This window comes from Streptomyces sp. NPDC046308 (assembly GCF_055588065.1).
The window spans coordinates 77378-96619 of sequence record NZ_JBVJFB010000009.1; the positions used below are offsets into that span (position 1 = coordinate 77378).

The 19242-nt window shown below is 70.9% G+C and carries 16 protein-coding genes and 1 pseudogene; 12 read left to right on the forward strand and 5 right to left on the reverse strand.

The window, feature by feature from the left end:
• Positions 1 to 699: 699 nt before the first annotated feature.
• Positions 700 to 1677 carry an L-threonylcarbamoyladenylate synthase gene (locus tag ACZ6JT_RS30130; RefSeq protein WP_469214560.1) on the forward strand — a complete coding sequence of 326 codons (978 nt, stop codon included), beginning with the start codon at positions 700 to 702 and terminating at the stop codon, positions 1675 to 1677.
• 387 nt (positions 1678 to 2064) lie between these two features.
• Here ACZ6JT_RS30130 and ACZ6JT_RS30135 read toward each other — a convergent pair whose 3' ends face one another.
• Positions 2065 to 2472, reverse strand: coding sequence for a DUF3662 domain-containing protein (locus tag ACZ6JT_RS30135; RefSeq protein WP_469214562.1), 408 nt, complete (start codon positions 2470 to 2472; stop codon positions 2065 to 2067).
• 640 nt (positions 2473 to 3112) lie between these two features.
• Complete coding sequence (locus tag ACZ6JT_RS30140; RefSeq protein ID WP_469214564.1) at positions 3113 to 3559, reverse strand: anthrone oxygenase family protein; 447 nt, start codon at positions 3557 to 3559, stop codon at positions 3113 to 3115.
• A 91-nt stretch (positions 3560 to 3650) separates the two neighbouring features.
• On the opposite strand from ACZ6JT_RS30140, the gene ACZ6JT_RS30145 reads away from it, so the two are divergent.
• The 3 genes from ACZ6JT_RS30145 (at position 3651) to ACZ6JT_RS30155 (ending at position 5844) form a co-directional block, all read left to right on the forward strand.
• Positions 3651 to 4229 carry a TetR/AcrR family transcriptional regulator gene (locus ACZ6JT_RS30145; RefSeq protein WP_469214566.1) on the forward strand — a complete coding sequence of 193 codons (579 nt, stop codon included), beginning with the start codon at positions 3651 to 3653 and terminating at the stop codon, positions 4227 to 4229.
• A gap of 648 nt (positions 4230 to 4877) precedes the next feature.
• Positions 4878 to 5252, forward strand: coding sequence for a UBP-type zinc finger domain-containing protein (locus ACZ6JT_RS30150; RefSeq protein ID WP_469214567.1), 375 nt, complete (start codon positions 4878 to 4880; stop codon positions 5250 to 5252).
• 94 nt (positions 5253 to 5346) lie between these two features.
• Positions 5347 to 5844: a DUF427 domain-containing protein gene (locus ACZ6JT_RS30155; RefSeq protein ID WP_469214568.1), complete on the forward strand. Its 498-nt coding sequence runs from the start codon at positions 5347 to 5349 to the stop codon at positions 5842 to 5844.
• Positions 5845 to 5872: 28 nt separating this feature from the next.
• On the opposite strand, the gene ACZ6JT_RS30160 is transcribed toward ACZ6JT_RS30155, so the two are convergent.
• The gene (locus ACZ6JT_RS30160) at positions 5873 to 7126 is read right to left on the reverse strand and encodes an NAD(P)/FAD-dependent oxidoreductase (RefSeq protein ID WP_469214571.1); all 1254 of its coding nucleotides are present in this window, start codon (positions 7124 to 7126) and stop codon (positions 5873 to 5875) included.
• A 270-nt stretch (positions 7127 to 7396) separates the two neighbouring features.
• On the opposite strand from ACZ6JT_RS30160, the gene ACZ6JT_RS30165 reads away from it, so the two are divergent.
• Genes ACZ6JT_RS30165 through ACZ6JT_RS30175 form a run of 3 tightly spaced genes read left to right on the forward strand, consistent with a single transcriptional unit; the run spans position 7397 to position 8863 of the window.
• Positions 7397 to 7951 (forward strand): DUF4383 domain-containing protein, encoded by a 555-nt coding sequence (locus ACZ6JT_RS30165; RefSeq protein ID WP_469214573.1) that lies wholly within the window; start codon positions 7397 to 7399, stop codon positions 7949 to 7951.
• On the forward strand, positions 7938 to 8663 hold the full coding sequence (locus tag ACZ6JT_RS30170; RefSeq protein ID WP_469214575.1) for an SDR family NAD(P)-dependent oxidoreductase: 726 nt from the start codon (positions 7938 to 7940) through the stop codon (positions 8661 to 8663). Before ACZ6JT_RS30165 ends, ACZ6JT_RS30170 begins: the two co-directional genes overlap by 14 nt.
• A 20-nt stretch (positions 8664 to 8683) precedes the next feature.
• The gene (locus ACZ6JT_RS30175) at positions 8684 to 8863 is read left to right on the forward strand and encodes a DUF6480 family protein (protein ID WP_469214577.1); all 180 of its coding nucleotides are present in this window, start codon (positions 8684 to 8686) and stop codon (positions 8861 to 8863) included.
• A 69-nt stretch (positions 8864 to 8932) separates the two neighbouring features.
• Here ACZ6JT_RS30175 and ACZ6JT_RS30180 read toward each other — a convergent pair whose 3' ends face one another.
• Positions 8933 to 9898 carry an SMP-30/gluconolactonase/LRE family protein gene (locus ACZ6JT_RS30180; protein WP_469214579.1) on the reverse strand — a complete coding sequence of 322 codons (966 nt, stop codon included), beginning with the start codon at positions 9896 to 9898 and terminating at the stop codon, positions 8933 to 8935.
• A gap of 126 nt (positions 9899 to 10024) precedes the next feature.
• Positions 10025 to 10908: pseudogene (locus tag ACZ6JT_RS30185) on the reverse strand (helix-turn-helix domain-containing protein).
• A 136-nt stretch (positions 10909 to 11044) separates the two neighbouring features.
• Between ACZ6JT_RS30185 and ACZ6JT_RS30190 the strand changes: the two are divergent.
• From ACZ6JT_RS30190 to ACZ6JT_RS30210, 5 genes are all read left to right on the forward strand, one after another.
• Complete coding sequence (locus ACZ6JT_RS30190) at positions 11045 to 11581, forward strand: SRPBCC family protein (protein ID WP_469214581.1); 537 nt, start codon at positions 11045 to 11047, stop codon at positions 11579 to 11581.
• Positions 11582 to 11782: 201 nt separating this feature from the next.
• Entirely contained in the window at positions 11783 to 12061 is a 279-nt protein-coding gene (locus ACZ6JT_RS30195) for a GlsB/YeaQ/YmgE family stress response membrane protein (protein WP_469214583.1), read from the forward strand.
• A gap of 242 nt (positions 12062 to 12303) precedes the next feature.
• Complete coding sequence (locus ACZ6JT_RS30200) at positions 12304 to 13623, forward strand: serine/threonine-protein kinase (protein WP_469214585.1); 1320 nt, start codon at positions 12304 to 12306, stop codon at positions 13621 to 13623.
• A 1002-nt stretch (positions 13624 to 14625) separates the two neighbouring features.
• The gene (locus ACZ6JT_RS30205) at positions 14626 to 15582 is read left to right on the forward strand and encodes a pyridoxamine 5'-phosphate oxidase family protein (RefSeq protein WP_469214587.1); all 957 of its coding nucleotides are present in this window, start codon (positions 14626 to 14628) and stop codon (positions 15580 to 15582) included.
• A 214-nt stretch (positions 15583 to 15796) separates the two neighbouring features.
• Entirely contained in the window at positions 15797 to 19198 is a 3402-nt protein-coding gene (locus ACZ6JT_RS30210) for an ATP-binding protein (RefSeq protein ID WP_469214588.1), read from the forward strand.
• Positions 19199 to 19242 lie beyond the last annotated feature (44 nt).

Below are 19242 nucleotides of genomic sequence, written 5' to 3' on the forward strand. Positions count from 1 at the left end.
GACGATCGCGGCGGCAGCAGCGATCAGCGCGGCCCAAAGTGTCTGCCAGCGATACGCCCCAGACATCCACCGGGTCGCACGGCTGCGGGCGCCTGCTCGGGAATCGCTCCTATCCCGTGCGGACGGTTCTTGGTGGCCGCCGCTTGGGCTGTCGTCTGGTGGCTCTGATGGCAGTGTGGGCATTCCATGACCATCCCGCATGAATACGCCAAACATACGTTGGCCTGAAGCGGATGTCTGCGAACCGAGCTGATTGACGCCCCAAGGTTCAGCCGTTGGGCGAGCCAGTATCACCACAGCAGCAAAGACGTCGCCTGCCCCGTCACACATCGGCTCGCCCTGCGCTGGCCTGGTCACAGATATGGAAGGCGTCGAAAGCCGATCGCTGCGGTCGTCCATCAAGTGCGGCGCCAGAATCCGGCCGGCTCTACCCAGAGCGGGGCGGGCAAGGCCTACTGCGAGCACAAGACCGACAAGCCCGCCCTGGCCCCGAGACCACCACGTCCGAGGGCGCTGAGGTGGAACCCGTGTCCGCCCTATCGGGGTCCGTGAAGCAAGAACGAGGGGGCACTGGGCCCGGCTGGTGGCGCGTTCGCCGACGACGCGGTGGTGGTCGGTCTGCGCCCCGGCGACCCGGCGGGCCCTTCGCGTGTGCCGGGCCGGGAACTGCCGGTCCGTTGTGCTTCTAGAATTGCGAGGGTGACGGCAAGTACCAGTGACATCGAGAAGGCGGCCGGTGTGTTGCGCGCGGGCGGCTTGGTGGCTCTCCCGACCGAGACCGTCTACGGTCTGGGCGCCAACGCCGAGGATCCCGCTGCCGTAGCGCGCATCTTCAAGGTCAAAGGACGCCCGCCTTCCCACCCGCTGATCGTGCACATCGGCAGCGCGGAGCTGTTGGACGACTGGGTCCAGGACGTGCCCGAGACGGCTCGCCTGCTGGCTGAACATTTCTGGCCGGGGCCGCTCACACTGGTCCTGCGGCGTGGTTCCCGGGTGCCGTTGGAAGCGACCGGTGGCCTGGAGACGGTGGCTGTGCGGGTGCCCGACCACCCTGTCGCACTCGAACTGCTGTCGACCTTCGGCGGAGGTGTTACGGCCCCGTCCGCCAATCGTTTCGGCTCGGTCAGCCCGACAACTGCGGACCACGTGCGTGCGGAGCTCGGGGATGCCGTCGACTTCGTGTTGGACGGCGGCTCCTGTGCCGTTGGCGTCGAGTCGACCATCGTGGACGCCACGGGCGATGCCCCGACCATCCTTCGGCCTGGCGGAGTGACCCGTGAGGACCTCGAAGCGTTACTGGGTGGTCCGCTGGCGGCCCCTTCGACAAGCCGGGTCAGGGTGCCTGGCCAGCATCCTTCCCACTATGCACCGCGTGCGAGGGTCGTCCTCGTCGAACCGGAGAAGGTCGTCGCCGAAGCGGAAATCGCTCAGGAGTCGGGGTATCGGGTGGGCGTCCTGTTGCCTGCCTGCGTTGCCGACCCTCAGGTGAAGGCGCACGCCGTGGTGGCAGTCCCCGACTCGATGACCGCGTACGCGCACGGGCTGTACGGGGTCCTGCGCGAACTTGACCAGCAGGGCTGCGACCTCATCATCGCGTCCCTGCCCTCGGAGGAGGGTCTGGGACTGGCGATCGCCAACCGGCTCCGCCGCGCTGCGGGGCCTCGCCCCACTGTGTGACCAGCCCCGACGTCGCCCTGCACTTCTTCGGCTTGTTCGGTCTGTGCCGTCCGGGCCGGGGCGCTGCACTTCGGCAGGCACAGGGGCCTGCGGGAACCACTCGGATGCAACGCCTTCGCGAAAACCCCGCGGCGGCAACCCGGGTGGGCAGGACGCACCCGCGGCGGGGCAAAACGATCGGCGGCGCGAGGGTGTCCCGCCCCGCACGCGATGATCGTGGAACGTGATGGTTGCACGTTCCAAGTCCTACCCGGCCAGCCGACCCGCTCCGGCGCGTCGCAGCGCCGACAGGGCGAGGCATCTCGCCGACGGCAGCCGTGTGCGGTCGCGCCACTTGTGACCTGATCATCCGGCTGTCTCTCGACCACGTGGGCAGCGCCCGCCCGGTCACTCGTCCGGGGCGCTCAGTGGCGCGGACGTGATGTGTGCCATGGGGGCACAGCGGATCTGGTAGCGGCCGTTGCGGACATGCTCGGCCGCGGTGAGCCGCACGGTGAGCAGCCCGGCCCATTCGTAGCCTTCGCGCTCGCCGTGGCGCTCCAACCGGTCCGTCAGCTCCTGCCCCACCTCGGTGAGGTGTGGTCCGATCTCGGCGTACACGGGCGGAGGCAGCTCGACGGTGTACATGTTCGGCACCACGGTGCGGTGAGCGCTGCACACGACGGCCTGCTCGTCGCAGGTTCGGAGCAGCGCCTCGAGGACTTCTGTCTTCACCGCATCAGTGCCGAACAGCTTCTCCGCAAGAGCTTGCTCGGCCTGCTCGATCGCCCGTTCCCAGTCCTTTAGTGTGCCCATGAACCGCGCCTGCCCGGGTTCCGCGATGTCACACGACGGCGAACTGCGGGGTGCCCGTGCAGCGCTTCAACGAGGAACATGCCGGGACGCCGGTCGATGGTCGTCGCAGATCTGGCGTTCCGATGCTCGCCGCGGACCACGAACTGGAGCGGACGAACGCCCGGGTCATCGCCGCGCAGATCACCGCAACCGGCTTCGTGGGGCCACCTGTCGGGGCCGCGTTGTGGGCGGTGTGGCACCCCTTGCCGTTCCTCCTGGACGGCGTGCCGTTCCTGGCCTCGGCGCTGCTGCTCATGGGCTACCGGGCTCGACGCCCCCTGGGCCCTGGCAGGCCTGCTCCTGCTGGCCCGCCTTCCCCTCCTGCGCAAAGTGCCGTCCGTGAGGCCGGGATCGGCATCGGGGCCGGGGAACGCGGACACCGCCCTCAGGCCGCCCGCAGGCCCCGCCGTTCCATGACGGCCGCCTGCGCCCGGAGCAGCGCTCCCCGCCGGCTGAGCAGACGCAATGGTCCGCAACTGCCGCCTCCCCTAGGAGCAAGTCCGACAAGGGCCAGACGGAGTGGCCGCCGTCGGACGGTTCCTACCGCTGCACGTACGCCGCGACGCATGGCGCGCCGCCGGCGCGGTGTCGGCCCGCGGGCTCAGGCGATGGCGGCGGCCAGCAGCGCGAAGGCGGCGATGATGACGGCGACGCGGACGTAGTGGAAGCGGTCCCAGCGGTTCATCTGCTCCTTCCAGTCGGCGGGCCGGTTCTCGGGGGTCCACGTCTTGCTCCGGTTGTTGATCGGGACGAGCAGCAGGATCGACATGATCACGCTGAGGATCAGCAGCGCGCCGGCGGTGACGACGAGGGCGGCGCCGGGGCGGTGCCACCCGGCGATGGCCCAGACGGCGGTGAGGACGAGCGAGGTGATGTACCAGAGCGGCATCGCGGCGCCGAGCATCCGGCCCCCGTGGGCGCGGCCGAGTTGGCCACTGTCCTCGGGAAGGGCGTTGAGGATCGGGTTGATGACGAAGGCGACGGAGAACTCCACCCCCACCATCACGCCGACGACCACGGTGGTGAACACCTCGAGTGCGTTGAGCATGATGCCCCCTCCAGGGATCTAGCGTTGCTAGCTGATGAGGCAATGCTAGATCTGCTGCCGCTCGAATGTCTAGCGATGCTAGGATCGCGTCATGTCGGTACAGGAACGCAAGCAGCGCGAACGGGCGGACCGTGAGCGCCTCATCGTGGCGACGGCCCGCGAACTCGCCGAGCGGCAAGGGTGGGACGCGGTCACCACCCGTCGGCTCGCCGAGCGCATCGAATACAGTCAGCCCGTCCTCTACAGCCACTTCCGCGGCAAGCGCGAGATCATCGGCGCCGTCGCCCTCGAGGGCGCCGCCGAGATGGCCGCGGAGCTGCGGGCCACGGCCTCCGCGGCAGACGGCCTCCGCCCCCGGGTCACCGCTCTCGCCCGCACCTACCTCGACTTCGCCGAGCGCAACCCGGCGGTCTACGACGCCATGTTCCAGCTCGACGGCGGCCTGGCGTTCGCGAGCGAGGACACCCCGGAGCCGCTGAAGGACGCCTTCGCCGCCCTGTTGGAGACTCTCGGCGAGGTCGCCGGGGAAGGCGTCGACCCGGGGCTGTTCACCGAGGTGTTCTGGGCGGCCCTGCACGGGCTGGCCACCTTGACCCGGGCGGGACGGTTGCCGCCGGGAGACGCCGAGCGGAGGGTGGAACTCCTGGTGGACCGGCTGGCCGTGCTCTGACACGCCGTCCCGGTGGCCACGCCGACGCCGGCGGCAGCCGCCTCCAGTTCATGGTGGCCGTCGAGGAGGAAGTGGGTACCGGCGTGGATACCGCCACCGCCGTGGGGACCGTTCCCTGCCTCATGTGCGCGACGTAGTCCTCGCGCGGGGGCCTGTGCCCAAGACGCGTCGAGTGCTCACCACAACAGTCGCCTCCGCCAGCCGTAGGGGCAATTGGCAAGGGCCGCCTCGCGCACGGCCAACGGTTTCTCGCGCTGGTACCGGGGGCCTCCTGGGTGCGCATACAGGCCACACCCCCTGCCCGTCGATGCGGGGGTTGCGCCGCTCACCCATGGCTCCCGCACTGCGGCGTCAGCCCCTCACCGGGGTTCGCGGACTGCAACTTCCGGACGGCGTGCAGCGCCGTGTTCGGTCGGACGTTCGCGTCCACATCGCCTGCCCTCAGTGAACGCAGTTCGAGACCTTCCCGCACGTCACCGACGAGGCGGACAGGATCACGCCGACTGCCTCCAGCGCGCTGAGGCAGTAGTGGCGTCCGAGCATGGGCAAGCCGCCACCGGTGAGACCAACGCCCAGTTCGCCGCGACGCTCGCGCAATAGACTGGCCGGCGAGAGATGGAGCCCCCACCCAGGCCGGAAGGAATCCACATGACCCGCACCGGCAGCGACTCCGACGGGGCTGGCCGGCCGCGCTCCTCCTGGGCGGTCGCACCCGACGGAGGACGCCCTGAGGGGCGCACCTGCTCCCACTTGACGGCGCTGCCCGAAAGTCCCAGCACGCCAAGCCAGGTCTGCGAGCACTGCCGAAACCGCGGTTGGACCTGGACCCGGCTGAGGTGGTGCTCCACGTGCGGGCACGTCGGCTGCTGCGACAGCTCCCCAGGCCGGCACGCCTACGCCCATCATGCGCGGACAGGACACCCTGTGGTGGTCTCGCTGGCCCCGGACGAGTCCTGGGCCTGGTGCTACGTCGATGAGGTCTTCCTCCTCCGGGAGGCAGCCGAGTCGAGCACACCCCGCTGAAGACTTCGGCCCTCACACCGCCCTCCACTCGCCCGGGCTGGGGACTGCATCCGCCGGCGCTGCACACCGGGAAGAGCAGGGGGAGGTGAGTGCGATGACTGAGTTTTGGTCCGCGGACGGTCCACTGCCCCCCGAGTCGGTCTGGGACTATCCGCGACCCCCGCGGGTGGAGCCTGATGCGCGGCGCGTGGTGATCGTGTATCGCGGAGTGGTGCTAGCCGATTCACGGGCTTGCCGACGTGTGCTGGAGACCAGTCACCCGCCGGTCTTCTACGTACCGCCCGGCGACGTCCGCACCGACCTGTTGTCGAAGTCGCAGGTGGGGACCTTCTGCGAATGGAAGGGACGCGCCACCCACTGGAACCTGGCCGTCGGCGGGTGGACCGTCTCAGACGCGGCCTGGAGCTATGAGGTTCCGTCTCCGGCCTACGCGAGCATCGCCGGCCACCTGGCCTTCTACGCGGGAAAAGTTGATCTCTGTACCGTGGCCGGCGAGCGAGTGCTGGCCCAGCCCGGTGACTTCTACGGCGGCTGGATCACCGCCGAGATCCGGGGCCCCTTCAAGGGCGGTGTGGGAACCGCAGGCTGGTGAGGCGCGGTAGCCAGGGGAGTGGCGTCCGTCAGGGCGTGCCGGTGCCTTTGAGGTCGGTGATCACCTCGCGGGCCGCCCTCGCTCCCGAGGCGAGTGCTCCCTGCAGCGAGCCCGTTGCCCGGTGGTCCCCGCAGACGTAGCGGCCCGGGGCGAAACGGGTGGTGCGGGTCAAGAGCAGGGGCGGGGGCATGACAGGCAGGGCGTTCCGTACGGTCACACGGTGCACCGGTTCCCAGGTTCTGGTGTCCGCTCCATACGCCTCGGCGAGGGCAGTGAGCACAGCCGCCTCTTCCACCGGGCCCGGCGTGCCGAGCACGGAGGTCGACACCAGAGCCCTGCCGTCGCTGGAGTAGCCGGGCTGGACCTCGGTGAGGACACACGTGTTCAGGAATCTGCGGCGGGCGTCGACCAGAAGGGTGGGCTCGGGCAGGGGCGAGCTGCCGACAGCGTGGTAAAGCGTCGTAACGGTCCGGCCCGCAGACGGCGCGAGGCCGGGCAGCAGGCGTGCCGCAGCGCCGGCACCGGTGGCCACTACGACGGTCCGCGCACGCACCTCCTCGCCGGCGAGCACCACTCCCGTCTGCGTCAGCTCCGTCACCGGCGACGACGTACGCAGCAGCCCCGAGGGCAGCCCGCCGGCGAGTTGTTCCGGCACGGCGCCGATGCCGTCGCGCGGCAGACAGAGCGTGCCGCGCAGCATGCTGCGCCAGACCAGGTGGAAGAAGCGGGCTGAGGTCTCCAGCGAGTCCTCCAGGAAAACCCCTGACAGGAACGGCCGGAAGAACGTCTCGACGAAGTCCTCGGAGAACCCCGCATCGGCCAGGGCCGCCCGGGTGGTGACATCAGGCCGGGCCCGGACACGGGAGGCGGGTTCTAGTACGGCGCGTGCCGACAGGACACCGAAGGCCAGCAGATCGCGTGGTTTGACCTGCCCGCCCGTGAGCAGAGTGATGCCGTCGCGCGGGCGCCGCGTGGGATCAGCGAGGCGGATCCGCCCCCGGTCGGTGTGGATCAACACCCCGGGAGTGAACGCCCGCAGGAAAAGGGCGGGCAGGTCGAGGCGGCGCCTGACCTGAGGGTAGGAGGTGTTGAAGACCTGGAACCCGCGGTCGGTGGTGAAGCCCGCGACGCGGTCGGTGCGGATGCGGCCACCCACTGTGTCCTCCGCCTCCACCAGGCGCACCCGCAGGCCGGCCTTGGCGAGGTCGGATGCGCATGCCAGCCCGGCGGCCCCCGCACCGATGACCACCACGTCGTGCCCGTCGTCCTGCGTCTTGGCCATGAATGTCCTCACATTCCTTGCCCGACTGGGGTTCTGGCGGCTGCCGCCAGGCTACGCGCGGACGCGTGAGCGACGCGTCGGACGCGCCGCCGTGTGCCGGAGCAGGCGCAACCCGTCGAGCGCTCGCCGAACCGCGTGGTCGCGGCCCAAGCCCTGTCGGTAGCGCACCGTCCGCCGGATTCAATGCACAAACATTGCGAGTTTCCGCCAGGGCGGGCCCTGGTCATGCTGGTCTCCTCGGGACGAGACCTCGCGATCGTGGGAGGGCCCATGCGCCTTCGAGACGAATTGCCCGTGGACCACAGGCTCAACCAGGTGTATCGGGTCGGTTCCGCACTGTGCGGGTTGCTGCTTCTGGTATTCGGCTGTCTCGGCTTCGCCGACGGCCTGTCCTCTTTCGGTACGGATGGGCAGCACATCGCAGGTCTGTCCACGAACGGCCTGCTGAGCGGCATCTCTGTGGTTTTCGGGCTGCTTCTGGTCGTCGCTTCGGCAGTGGGAGGCAACGTCGCCTCGACGGTCAACATCACTGTCGGCGTCCTCTTCGTGGTGAGCGGATTCGTCCACCTGTTCCTCATCGGGCATGGGGGCAACATTCTGGACTTCGGCCTGTCGAACGTCGTCTTCAGCTTCCTGATGGGCCTGCTGGTCATGACCTTCGGGATGTACGGCCGGGTCAGCGGCGGGCTGACCCGGGACAATCCGTACTGGCGGCGCCGACACCCTGAGCTCGCGGCGCGCGAGGCGGCACTCTCCCTCCCTCAGACCGGCCCCGCGGCTGCCGCTCACGACAGGCTCGTGGAGCGCCGAGATGACCACGTGTGAGTCCGCGGCACGAGTACTGGTGGTCGGTGCGACGGGGGAGGTGGGCCGTCTCGCGGCAATGGAGCTGATCGGTCGCGGCGCCCACCTCGCTCTGGCCGGGCGCAACGAGCGGAGGCTGGCCGAGCTGGCCGCGAGCTCAGGCTGTCCCACCCGTCGGCTGGACGCCTACGACCTGGATGGCTGCGCCGATGCGGGACCGTGGGCGCGGGCGAAGCTGGGCGGCCTTGACGGTGTCCTCGTGACGATCGGGGTCGCGGGCTTCGGATCGGCCGCGGAGGTCCCGAACGCCGCCGCCGAGCACCTCATGACCGTCAACGCCCTGTGCCCGATGGCCGTGCTGAGAGGTGCGGTGCCCGCAGTACGCGACGGCGGTTTCCTGGCCGCCGTGAGCGGGGCGATCGTCAACGCCCCGCTCACCGGCACTGCGGACTACGCGGCGTCGAAAGCCGCCTTGGCCTGCTGGCTCGGCGTCCTGGCGCGAGAGGAGCGCAGGCGGCGCATCGTTGTGGTGGACGCCCGGCTTCGCCACCTGGACACCGGCTTCGCCTCACGCGCGGTGGTGGGAAGCCCGCCGCCCCTTCGGAGGGGCAGGGATCCCGGTCCTGAGGTGCGGGCGTTGGTCGACGATCTCATGGCGCACCTCGAGGATCTCGCCCCCCGAGGGCCCGCGACCCAACCACGGCAGGCGGGAACCGAGCCTGCCGGACGCTGATGAGGGCAACAGGAGGAATCATGTCCGCACCGAAGGTCCCGCCGGAGGAGACACCCGAGGTGGAGGGCTCGACGGCATCCGCCCACCAGGAACGTCCGGACGGAGGGCTGTGGGAGCACCCCTGGGCCATCCTGGGCCTCATCGCCGCCGGGGCAGTCCTGGTCGCCGCTTTCTTCGTCGTCCGAATCGCGGGCTGGTGAGAACCAGGCGCGCATGCGAAGGCCGCCGGATGACGGTGATGCGCTGACGGGCGCCGTGCCGGGCGGGACTCAGCCGCCCAGGCGGGCGAGGATGAGGTTGGGGTCCTCGGCGGTGAGGTATGCGGCGCTCATGACGTGGACGGTGTCGCCGCGCAGCGCGATGGAGGTCGGGCCCTGGAGGCCGTCGGCGGCGGTCAGGAGGGTGGTGCGGGTGCCGTCGGGCCGGACCAAGGCGACCTGGTTGACGGTGTTGAGGGCGGCGATGATCTGGTCGCCGTGACCGGTGAAGACGAAGTCGTCGATCCCGGCCAGGCCGGTGGCAGTGACCCTGGCGGTGCCGGACCGCCCGTCGGCGAGGATCGGGATGCGAAGGACGGTGCCCTTGTCGAGGTTGGTGGCCCAGAGAGCTCCGTTGTGGATCTTCAGGCCGTTGGCGCCGAGGAACCCCGCGGGAGCCAGCGCGGGGTCGGTGGACCAGGCGGTGGCTGCGCCGCCGGAGGCGGGCACGCGCCAGACGGTGCCGAGGGTGGAGTCGGTGACGTAAAGGGTTCGGGTACGGGTGTCCAGGGCGAGGCCGTTGGGCAGGCCCGAGGCAGGCAACGCGGAGATGCGCTGCGGCCGGCCGCCCGGGCGCAGGCGCCATACGCCCGTCAGGTCCGCGGTGCCGGTCGCGTAGAGGAAGAACAGGGTGCCGTCGTCGGCGCGGACGATTCCGGTGGTCAGAGGGAAGCCAAGGGCCGGGGTGTGGACGCCCCCGTCGGCGGGTTCGGGCAGGGTGGCCAGGATGCGTACGCTGCCGCCGCGGGAGACGGCGGCGACCTGGCGGGCCCGGGCGAAGGTGACGTACGCGGTGCCGCCCGGGGCCAGGGCGATGTTCTCCGGCGTTTGGCCCTCGGCCAGGTCGAAGTGCACGGCGGTGCGTGCGCACCTGAGCGGGGCGGAGGCGGCCGACGCGGGAGCCGAGGTGGCCATCGTGACCGCGGCGGCGGCCAGGGCGGCTGCGGACACGGCGGTCTTGGAGAGCTTGGTGAACACGCTGTTCCTTCACTGGTTTCGGGCATGCGGCAGCGACACGCCGACGCATGAGGGTGGAGGGATGCACGGCCGGTACACGCGCGGGTGCGGGCCGACAGGGGGGAAGGGAGACGGACGTTACCGGGATCAGCCTGTGGCGAGCCGGTTGTCCGAACGAGCAGGGAGGGACCGGGTGATGGCCTGGGCGAGGAGGTCCAGGGCGGCGCGCGAGGTCGAGCCCGCCGAGGTGGTGGCGACCACGATGCTGGGGCCCAACCCCTGGCTCAGGGTCTGCTGCATGACGGTCAGTGGACCGACCAACGGGTGCCGCATCTCGTAACTGGCGGCCGTGCAGGCCTGGACCCGGTGGTCGGCCCACATGGACGCGAAGTCCTCACTCCTCGCGCTCAGTTCACCCAGCAGTGTGTGCAGGGCGGCGTCCTGCGGGTACTGGCCCGCCACCAGGCGCAGATTTCCCACCACCGCCCTGGCCTTGCTCGGCCAGTTCTCGTACAGGTCGCGGGTATGGGCATCGAGGAACACCAGGCGGGCCATGTTGGGGCGCTCCGCCGGGACATCCGGGGCGCCGAGGTCGAGGTGTCGGCGAACAGCGCGTGGCCCATCCGGTTCCAGGCCAGAACGTCACTGCGCCGGCCGATCACGATCGCGGGGACGTCCCCGAGCGCGGCCAGCAGCTGGGCATTCGGCTCCGTCACCCGCTCTGGCGCGGGGCCCCTTCGGCCGCGGGGCTTGGCCGATCGGGCCAGGTCGTGCAGGTGCCGACGCTCGGACTCGTCCAGCCGCAGGGCCTGGGCGATCGCGTCCAGCACCTCGGGTGAGGCGCCCAGCGAGTGCCCCTGTTCCAGGCGGGTGTAGTAGGAGGCGCTCACCCCCGCCAGCAGCGCCAGCTCCTCGCGGCGAAGACCCGGCACGCGCCGGCGTTCCCCGTAGGTGGGTACCCCGGCCGCATCGGGTCGCAGCTGGGAGCGCCGCGTCCGCAGGAAGTCCCCGAGCTGTGATGTCCCGTTCATGACTCCGAGTATGGGTCGGTCCGCGACGCACAGCCTCTCCCTGCCCGGGATACGCACCAGCGGGTCTGGCACCCGGGGCCGGGCGGCGATGAGCTGTGCCCTATCGCATCCCGCACTCTTCATCCAGGAGGACGCCTTGAGCACCGCCCCTCGCGAGCACGACCCCTTCGACACCCTGAACGCAGCGGACTTCGCCTTCACCAGGGGCGCATGGGTCGACTCCAGCCCCCTGCGGGTCTACGGCCTGATCAGCGACGTGTCCGCGATCGGCCGGTGGAGCCCCGACGCCACCGACGTCGTATTCGACCGCGATGCCGGCCCCCGAGTCGGCGCGTGGTTCAGCGGCCGCAACCACAGGGACGGCAGACAGTGGACCACCCGGTCCCAGATCACGCAGGCAGAACCCGGCACCGCCTTCACCTTCGTCGTCGGCGGCGCCGAGGACGGCATCGTGCGATGGAGCTGGAGCTTGCGCCCCAAGGGACGCGGAACGGTCGTACGGCAGTCCTGGCAACTCCTGCGCCTCGACCCGGTGCTGGGCACCAGCCGCGGCGACCTCGACGCACTGCGCGCCTACATGGCGGACAGCGCCGAAACCACCCTGACCTCCCTCGCGCAATGGGTCGCCGAATCCGAAGTGCCCCACCCCGCACCACCCTCAGCCAGCGCCTGATCTCCGGCTGATCCGCGGGTGCGGCCGTGGAGAGCAGACCGACGCCGAGGCCGGCACGGTGCTCGCGCTCGCGCCCCACGGAGCCGGTGGTTACGCGTAGGTCCGACCTGCGCACGATCAAAAAATCCGAACGTTTGGAAACCCTGGCGTGGTGCAAACGGTGTTTGACACCAAGTTCATACATCGAGGTAGGAGAAGCGCATGGGCATCATTGCCTGGATCTTGATCGGATTGCTCGCGGGCTTCATTGCCAAGGCGCTGATGCCGGGCAAGGACCCGGGCGGCATCATCATCACGATGCTGATCGGCATCGCCGGCGGCCTGCTCGGTGGCTTCCTCGGCAAGGTCATCTTCGGCGTCGACTCCATCGACGGGTTCTTCGACCTGTCCACCTGGATCGCCGCCATCATCGGCTCGGTCATCCTCCTCGCCCTCTACCGACTGGTCACCGGCAACAAGCGCCACCACAGCCACGCCTGAACGACGTCGTCACACGTGGACGGAAACGGCTCCCCCTCTCTGCTGAGGGCGGAGCCGTTCCGCTGCTACGAGCGCAGCCCGGGCCGCGCCTCGCTCAGTTGAGGCACTTCCGGCAGGCCATGGGTGACCTGACGGCCGGCAGTGGGGCTGTGCGTACCGGTGCGGGCTGCCGGAGACGAGGCGTAGGGCGAGCCCCAAGGGGTAGGCGCGCGGCACTGCCCGCGAGTGGAGGAGGACTCCGTATGCCGACCCGGTCCGTCCCCGAGCAGGGAGCAGCGCCTGAACGCGACGCCATCCTGGGCGGTCGCTACCGGCTCCAGGGCCTCATAGGGTCCGGCGGTACGGCGGATGTCTTCCGCGGCATCGACGAGACGCTGGGCCGCGAGGTCGCCGTCAAGGTGTTCCGCGCGGGCACCGACACGGTCACTGCCGACCGTTTCTGCGACGAAGCCCGCACACTGGCCCGCCTGTCGCACCGTGCCCTCGTCACCGTCTACGACGCCGGCCGACACGGCCAAGGCGCGTACATGGTGACGGAGTTGATCCGTGGCGTCACCTTGCGCACCTGGATGGACGCCGGCCCCCTCGGCGCCCTCCAGGTCACGCGGATCGGCGCCGACATCTCCTCAGCCCTTGACCACGTTCACGCCCACGGCGTCATCCACCACGACGTGAAACCCTCCAACATCCTCCTGGGCGAGGAGGGCTCCCCACACCTGGCCGACTTCGGGCTCTCCCGTACCGTCCACGAGGACTCCCACAGCGCCCCCGACACCCTGGTCGGCACCCTCGCCTACATGGCCCCGGAACAGTTCCTCGGCCAAGGCGCGAGCACCGCCAGCGACATATACGCCCTGGGAATGACCCTCCTCGAAGCACTCACCGGCCACCGCGAATACCAGGGCACGCCCGTGGAAATCGGCACCGCCCACCTCCTGCGCCAACCCCGGATACCCGAAGGGCTGCCGGACGACCTGGACCGCCTCCTCAGGACGATGACCGCCCCGGCCCCCTCGGCTCGCCCCGACGCCGCCACCGTCCACCAGCGCCTGCAGGACATGGCACAGGCGCCCCGGCCTCGCACCACAGCCCGGGCGCCGCTCACCAGTACCTCCACCCACCGCTCAGCTCCGCCACCCCCTGCCGCTCACCCCATGCGAACGCCCGCACGAACGCAGAGCAGGGCCATCAGCCGCCGACAGGCGGCCGCATGGAGCCTTGCGGCCGCGAGTGTCGCGGCCGGCTGCGCGTTGGTGGTGGGCGGCATCACAGCAGGGAAGAGCACACCGAACACAGCTCCCTCGCCCGAGCGACCCTCGGCGTCGGAGAACACCGAGATGGCCGGCCCGGCAGGCTCCCACCCGCTGCCCGCGTCGCCTCCCGCCGCCCCGGCATCAGCCCCGCAGCTGCCTGCCGCGGCACCTTCCCTCACAGGACCCGAGGCGTCCCCCAGCCCGACCGATTCATCCTCTGCTCCAACCGGCAGAGACCGTCCGACGAAGGCTCCGGAGGCAACGAAGATCCCCGGGAAGGCCAAGGGAAAGAAGGACAAGGGACGGTGAACGAACCACGCCGGCCTGGTAGAGGGCGTTGCGGAAGCGCGTCTTACTGCATGCGCCGCGTGAGGCGGCCGTTTCGTCTCCTCCTCGGGGGCCCGGGCGCCGGGGCAGCCGCGACGCGGTCGGCCTGAGCCTTGGTGTGAGCGGGGCGGTGAGGCCCGGTTCCGGTCCCGCTCCGCGGTGTGCCTCTGCTTCGGCGGCGCTTCCGGATCCGCCTCGAGGAAGCCGTCGATGTTCCGCTGGTACGGGTCCAGCCGGGTGGTCCGCGGACGGTGCTTCTCGCGCGGCTCCGGCTCCTGGGCATCCAGGGCCCTGCGAACGGTCCGCCGGGTCGCGCCGTACTTGTGCTCCGGCGCACGCATCGCGATGCCGCCCTGACGGTGGTCTCGGCGGATCACCGCGTACGGCTCGACCTTCGACTTCGGCACTCGGCCCTCGGCATAGCCACGGGCTCGACGGATACGGCGACCAGGGCGCGGTTCCGGGGCGTGGCGTTGGGCGGCGAGCCGGGCGAGGTGTGCGTCGCGCAGCTCTTCCCAGGGCGTGCCTCCCTCGACCGATGGCATGCCGTTGGTGGAGACGGCCAGTGGGGCGCACCCCGCGGCAGCCGAGCAGAGGAGCAAGTCAGCACCAAGTCCACGGCAAGGCCCGGGGGACACCGTGTCGTATCCGCTGTCGGCATTCGATCCTGGAGTAAGCGAGCGTGTCACCCAGCAGTTCCTCCGAGCGGCCCCGCCCCCACGAGATGATCGCGGCCTACCGCGTCTTCTCCCGCGAGCGGACGCCCCTGTCACCCCTGATTCAAGCCGTCCCACACGGCGCGACGGGTCGGGCGGCCGCGGCCGCGGCCGCGGACCGTTCGACCGCACACAGGTTGTCGCACCGCCACCCCAACGGTGCCGACGAGTCCATCCGGCCGCCGCTTCGCGACCGCACCGCGGAGCGGATGCCGCCCGTACCGGGGGATCGCTCCCTCCGTACCCCGTTCGTCTGCGGAGCGACGCGATGACGGTACTCGACTCGGCTCCCCACGACGTCCTGGACGCCTACCGCACCTGCGAGTTCGTCACCCTCGGCAAGAACGGAACCCCGTTGGCCTGGCCGACGGCCGTAGCCCGGCGCGAGGACGGGACTCTCCTGCTGACCACGTCCCTCGCCTTCGCGCAGAAGGCGCTGAACGTACGCCGCGACGGCCGGGTCGCACTGCTCTTCTCCGACCCGACGGGCAGCGGGATGGACCGGGCCCCGCAGGTGTTCGTCAGCGGCCGCGCCCGCTGCCCTGACACGATCATGGCGAGCCCGGAAGGGGCCGAGGAATACTGGCGCAGGCTGTTCGAACGCCAGCCGCACAGCCGCTCCTACCTCAAGCGCCCCTTGAGGCCCATGATGTCCTGGTACTACCTGCGCCTCCTCATCACCGTCGAGCCCGAGCGGGTGAGCGTTCGGCCGAGTCTGGCGGAACTGCTCCAGGAAGGGGCACCGGCTCCCGCAACGACCACGCAGACGCTGCCCGGAGCCGCGCAACTCGGCGGCCACCCCACGGCGGTACTCGCCGGCCGGGACGCCTCGGGTGCTCCGCTGCTCGCCCGTACCCGCCCGAGGCCGACACCGCTGGGCTACCTCGTCGAGGTGCCTTCGGACTGTCCTGTCGAGCCGGGCCCGGCCAGTCTGCTGGTGCACCGGCACGACGAACAGCTCAACCACATGTACAACGCACTCGTACGCGGAGACCTGCGACGGTCCGACTCGGGCTGGCTCCTCACGCCGTCCACCGTGATCGAACCCATGGGGTCGGGCCGGGTCAGTGACGCCCTGCGGGTGCTGCGCCAGACGAAGCGGTCCACCGACCGCTACCTCGAGCGGCGCGGTCTGCACCGCCCGAAGGTGCAATGGGATCAGTTCCGTGCCCTGGCCGCGCCCGCGCACACAGGGCGCGCCGTCATGAAGTCTCCACACCATTGACCACCGGTCCGGATCATCGGGTCACGAGGCTGGACGGCGCGGCCGGGGAAACGGAAAAGACGACGTTCTCCCCGCTCCCGGCACCGCCGCCGGAGATCTTCCACGGCGCTGCGCCGTCTACGATGTGGTTGTCATGGTCACTTTGAAGGTGCTCGGCCCGTTCCGGGTAGAGGTCGGCGGCCGCCCGGTTGACACGCCGGGCCGGCTCGCTCGGATGGTTCTGGCTCAACTGGTCCTCGCACGTGGAGAGTTCGTCCCCACCGAGCGGATCATCGAGAGGCTGTGGCCCACCCGCGTCCCCTCGAGCGCGCCGGCGTCGCTGCACGCCTACATCGCACGCCTGCGGCGCGTCCTCGAACCGGAACGAGCACCGCGCAGCCCCGCCCGGCTCCTGCTCAGCGCGCGCTACGGCTACGCCCTCGCCCTGGAGCGGGACGCGGTGGACGCCTGGATGTTCGAGGACCGGGTCACGGCCTACTCGGCCGTGGGTCTGCCGTCCCACGCAGCGGCCGAGGGCTTGGCCGAAGCGCTCGCCTCGTGGGGCGGCCAGCCGTACGCCGAATTCGGCGACGAGCCGTGGACGGCCGGTGAACGTACCCGCCTGGAGGAACTGCACCGCGCTGCCCGTGAACGGCTCGCCGCCGTGCGGCTGCGCCACGGGCAGGCGGCGCAGGCTCTCGCCGACGCGGGCGCGCTGACCCGTGAACAGCCTTTGCACGAGGAGGGATGGCGGCTGCTGGCGCTGGCACTGTGGGCCCGCGACCGCCAAGGCGACGCCCTGGCCGCACTGCGGCAGGCCCGGCACGTCCTCGCGGAAGAACTCGGCGTCGAACCCGGGCCGGCCCTGCTGGAGCTGGAACAGGCCCTGCTGCACCAGCGCCTCGACGTCCTCCACCAGGCAACCGGGACACCCGTCACGGCCACCGCCGGAGCCGGGGCAGCCAGCACCCCCACGGCGGTACGCGGTTTCATCGCTGCTGCCGGACATACGGCACCGGCGGCGCAGACCGGACCGACGGCGTCCACGGTGCTGACGGCGTCGACGGTGCTGACGGCCGGCCCCCTCGTGGGCCGTGACGAGGAGCTGGCAGCGATCGCCGCCGCTGCGGACCGGGCACGCGACGGCCGAGCACAGGTGGTCCTGGTCTCCGGCGAAGCCGGAATCGGCAAGTCCACCATCCTGCAAGCCACCCTGCGCCAACTGCCGGCCCAGGGCTGGCTGGTCGGCTCAGGACACTGCCCGGAGACCGAGGGCGCCCCGCCCGGCCGGGCCTGGTTCGACCTCCTCCCCGACCTCGCCGAGAACGCCCCACCGGGACCGTACGCCGACGAGCTGGCCCCCCTGCTCACCCCGGGCACGGCAAGCGGGTCCGCCCAGCCGGACGGCAGCCCGGCCCGGCGTTTTCGCCTGCACCGGGCGCTGCTCGGCTGGCTCCGCGACACAGCCGCGCGGCAGCCGCTGACGATCATGCTGGACGACTTGCACCGGGCCGATCAGGAGAGCGTCGAGCTGTTCCTGCTGTGCGCCGAGCACCTGCGCGACGTACCACTGGTCCTGATCGGCTCGTACCGCACCGGCGAGGGCGACCTGACCGGCGCACTGGCACGCCTGGCCGCCTGCTCGCCCGTACGAATCAACCTCGCCGGCCTGTCGGACGCCCAGGCGAGGGAACTCCTGCGCCGCTCCGCGACCGACATCAGCGACCAGGCGGCGACGGCCCTGGCCGAACGGGCCGGAGGCAATCCCTTCTACCTCCGGGAAAGCTCCCTCCTGCTGGCCGGCGAGGGCGAACAGCAGGCACTGGCCCGCATCCCCCAAGGTGTCCAGGACGTACTGCGGCGCAGGCTCGCCCTGCTCGCACCGACCGTCACCGCAGGACTGCGGCTCGCCGCCGTCGCCGGACGGGAGGCTCCGGTCGCCCTCCTCGTGCACGCCGCGGACAGCGACCCCGACCAACTCCTCGACGCCCTGGACACCGGCATCACCGCCGGACTGCTCACCGAACCGCGCCCGGGTACCGTGCGCTTCAGCCACGCCCTCGTCCGCGACGCCCTGGAGGCGGACCTCACCCGTCTGCGGCTGGCCCGGATGCACTCCCGACTCGGCAGGAGCCTGATCGCCCTCGGCTCGGACGACGTCGCCGCCACCGCCCATCACCTCCTGCGGGCAGCCGCGGTCGTGACCGCCGACGCCGGCCCCGCCGTCCACCATGCCCGGCTCGCATGCGAACAAGCCGTGCGCCGCTACGCCCCGCAGAACGCCGAAGCCCTGCTGAACACGGCCCTCGGCCTCCTGGACGACCAACCGGCAGCCTTCGCCGACCAGGACGCGGCCCTGCTGCGGGTCATGCTGCTGGGCCAGCTCGTCGACTGCCGGATCCGTATGGGAGCCGTCGTACCGGCCCGCGACGCACAGCAGCAGGCCGTCCGGGTGGCCCGTGCCGAGGGCCGGGCAGACCTGCTGACCGCCGCCTACACGACATGGACCGAACCGACACCCTGGCGCGTCCGCCCGTACGCGGCCTGCGACCCCGAAGCCGTCGCGGAGCTCACGAACCTGCTGGAGAACCACCACCCGGACGACCGGCAGCGGTGCCTGCTCCTCGACCAGCTCGCCGACGCACTCGACGACACCGACCCCCGCGCCGTGACCGCGGCACGCCAGGCCCTGGAGATCGCCAGGACCTTGGGCGATCCCCGGCTACACGGCCTGGCCCTCACCTCCCTGCTGCGCCGCATCGACGGCGAACTGGAACCCGCCGCCTACCGCGAACTCCACGAGGAGCTCACCGAGGTCGCCGCCTCCCAGGACAGCCCCGAGTACTCCTGGATGAGTTCCTACATCGCCGCCCGGATCGCCGCCGCCGACAACGACCCGGCGCAGATGGAGCGGTGTCTCGTACGCGCCGACGAGATCGCCCGCACCTACGAGCTGAGCGGCGCCTTCGCGATCGCCCAGCTGCGCCGCCCCATGGCCGCCATGGCCCAGGGCCGGTTCGGCGAGGCGGAGCGGGACCTGGCGTCCGCAGTGGCGGAACTGCGCGCGCGTGGGGCGGTGGACCTCAGCGGACTGGCAGCCCTCGCGGCCGGATGCATCCGCCTGCAGCAGAACCGGCTCGCCGAAATCCTGCCGGTGGTGCTCGCGGTGTGGGAGCAGTACCAGCCGCTCAACGAAGCCCTCACCGCCCTCGCCCTGCTGGCCGCGGACCGCGCCGAAGAGGCCCGCGAGGTCTTCGCCCGCAGGGTGCCGATCCGCCGCGACTTCGTCTACTCCATCCTCACCGCCCTGCGCGGCATCGCCGCCATCGCCTTCGAAGACGGGCAAGCGGCCGCCGAGGTCTACCGCGATCTCCTTCCCTTTCAGGGGCTGGCAGGCGGAGCGAGCAGCCTCAGCCTCGTCTTCCGGCCCGTCGCGCAGACCTTGGGCGAACTCGCCCAGTTCCTGGGCCGAGCGCAGGACGCGCAGCGCCACTACCAGGAGGCCGCCCGCGTGGCAGCCGCATGGGACTCCCCGCACTGGTCGGAAGCCGCCCGGGCGGCCCTGGCCCGCCTCGGGCCGGCGTGTGAGGAGAACGCGACGGTCACGGCGGCGGAGCCGGGACCGTCGCGTCACTGAAGGTCGTTTCACAAGGCAGACCGGTCCTGCATCGAGTCCGCTAT

Coding starts and splice junctions, on each gene's coding strand:
- ACZ6JT_RS30135 (WP_469214562.1), bottom strand. CDS start 2,472: ATGGGCACACTAAAGGACTGGGAACGGGCGATCGAGCAGGCCGAGCAA.
- ACZ6JT_RS30140 (WP_469214564.1), bottom strand. CDS start 3,559: ATGCTCAACGCACTCGAGGTGTTCACCACCGTGGTCGTCGGCGTGATG.
- ACZ6JT_RS30145 (WP_469214566.1), top strand. CDS start 3,651: ATGTCGGTACAGGAACGCAAGCAGCGCGAACGGGCGGACCGTGAGCGC.
- ACZ6JT_RS30150 (WP_469214567.1), top strand. CDS start 4,878: ATGACCCGCACCGGCAGCGACTCCGACGGGGCTGGCCGGCCGCGCTCC.
- ACZ6JT_RS30155 (WP_469214568.1), top strand. CDS start 5,347: ATGACTGAGTTTTGGTCCGCGGACGGTCCACTGCCCCCCGAGTCGGTC.
- ACZ6JT_RS30160 (WP_469214571.1), bottom strand. CDS start 7,126: ATGGCCAAGACGCAGGACGACGGGCACGACGTGGTGGTCATCGGTGCG.
- ACZ6JT_RS30165 (WP_469214573.1), top strand. CDS start 7,397: ATGCGCCTTCGAGACGAATTGCCCGTGGACCACAGGCTCAACCAGGTG.
- ACZ6JT_RS30170 (WP_469214575.1), top strand. CDS start 7,938: ATGACCACGTGTGAGTCCGCGGCACGAGTACTGGTGGTCGGTGCGACG.
- ACZ6JT_RS30175 (WP_469214577.1), top strand. CDS start 8,684: ATGTCCGCACCGAAGGTCCCGCCGGAGGAGACACCCGAGGTGGAGGGC.
- ACZ6JT_RS30195 (WP_469214583.1), top strand. CDS start 11,783: ATGGGCATCATTGCCTGGATCTTGATCGGATTGCTCGCGGGCTTCATT.
- ACZ6JT_RS30200 (WP_469214585.1), top strand. CDS start 12,304: ATGCCGACCCGGTCCGTCCCCGAGCAGGGAGCAGCGCCTGAACGCGAC.
- ACZ6JT_RS30205 (WP_469214587.1), top strand. CDS start 14,626: ATGACGGTACTCGACTCGGCTCCCCACGACGTCCTGGACGCCTACCGC.
- ACZ6JT_RS30210 (WP_469214588.1), top strand. CDS start 15,797: ATGGTTCTGGCTCAACTGGTCCTCGCACGTGGAGAGTTCGTCCCCACC.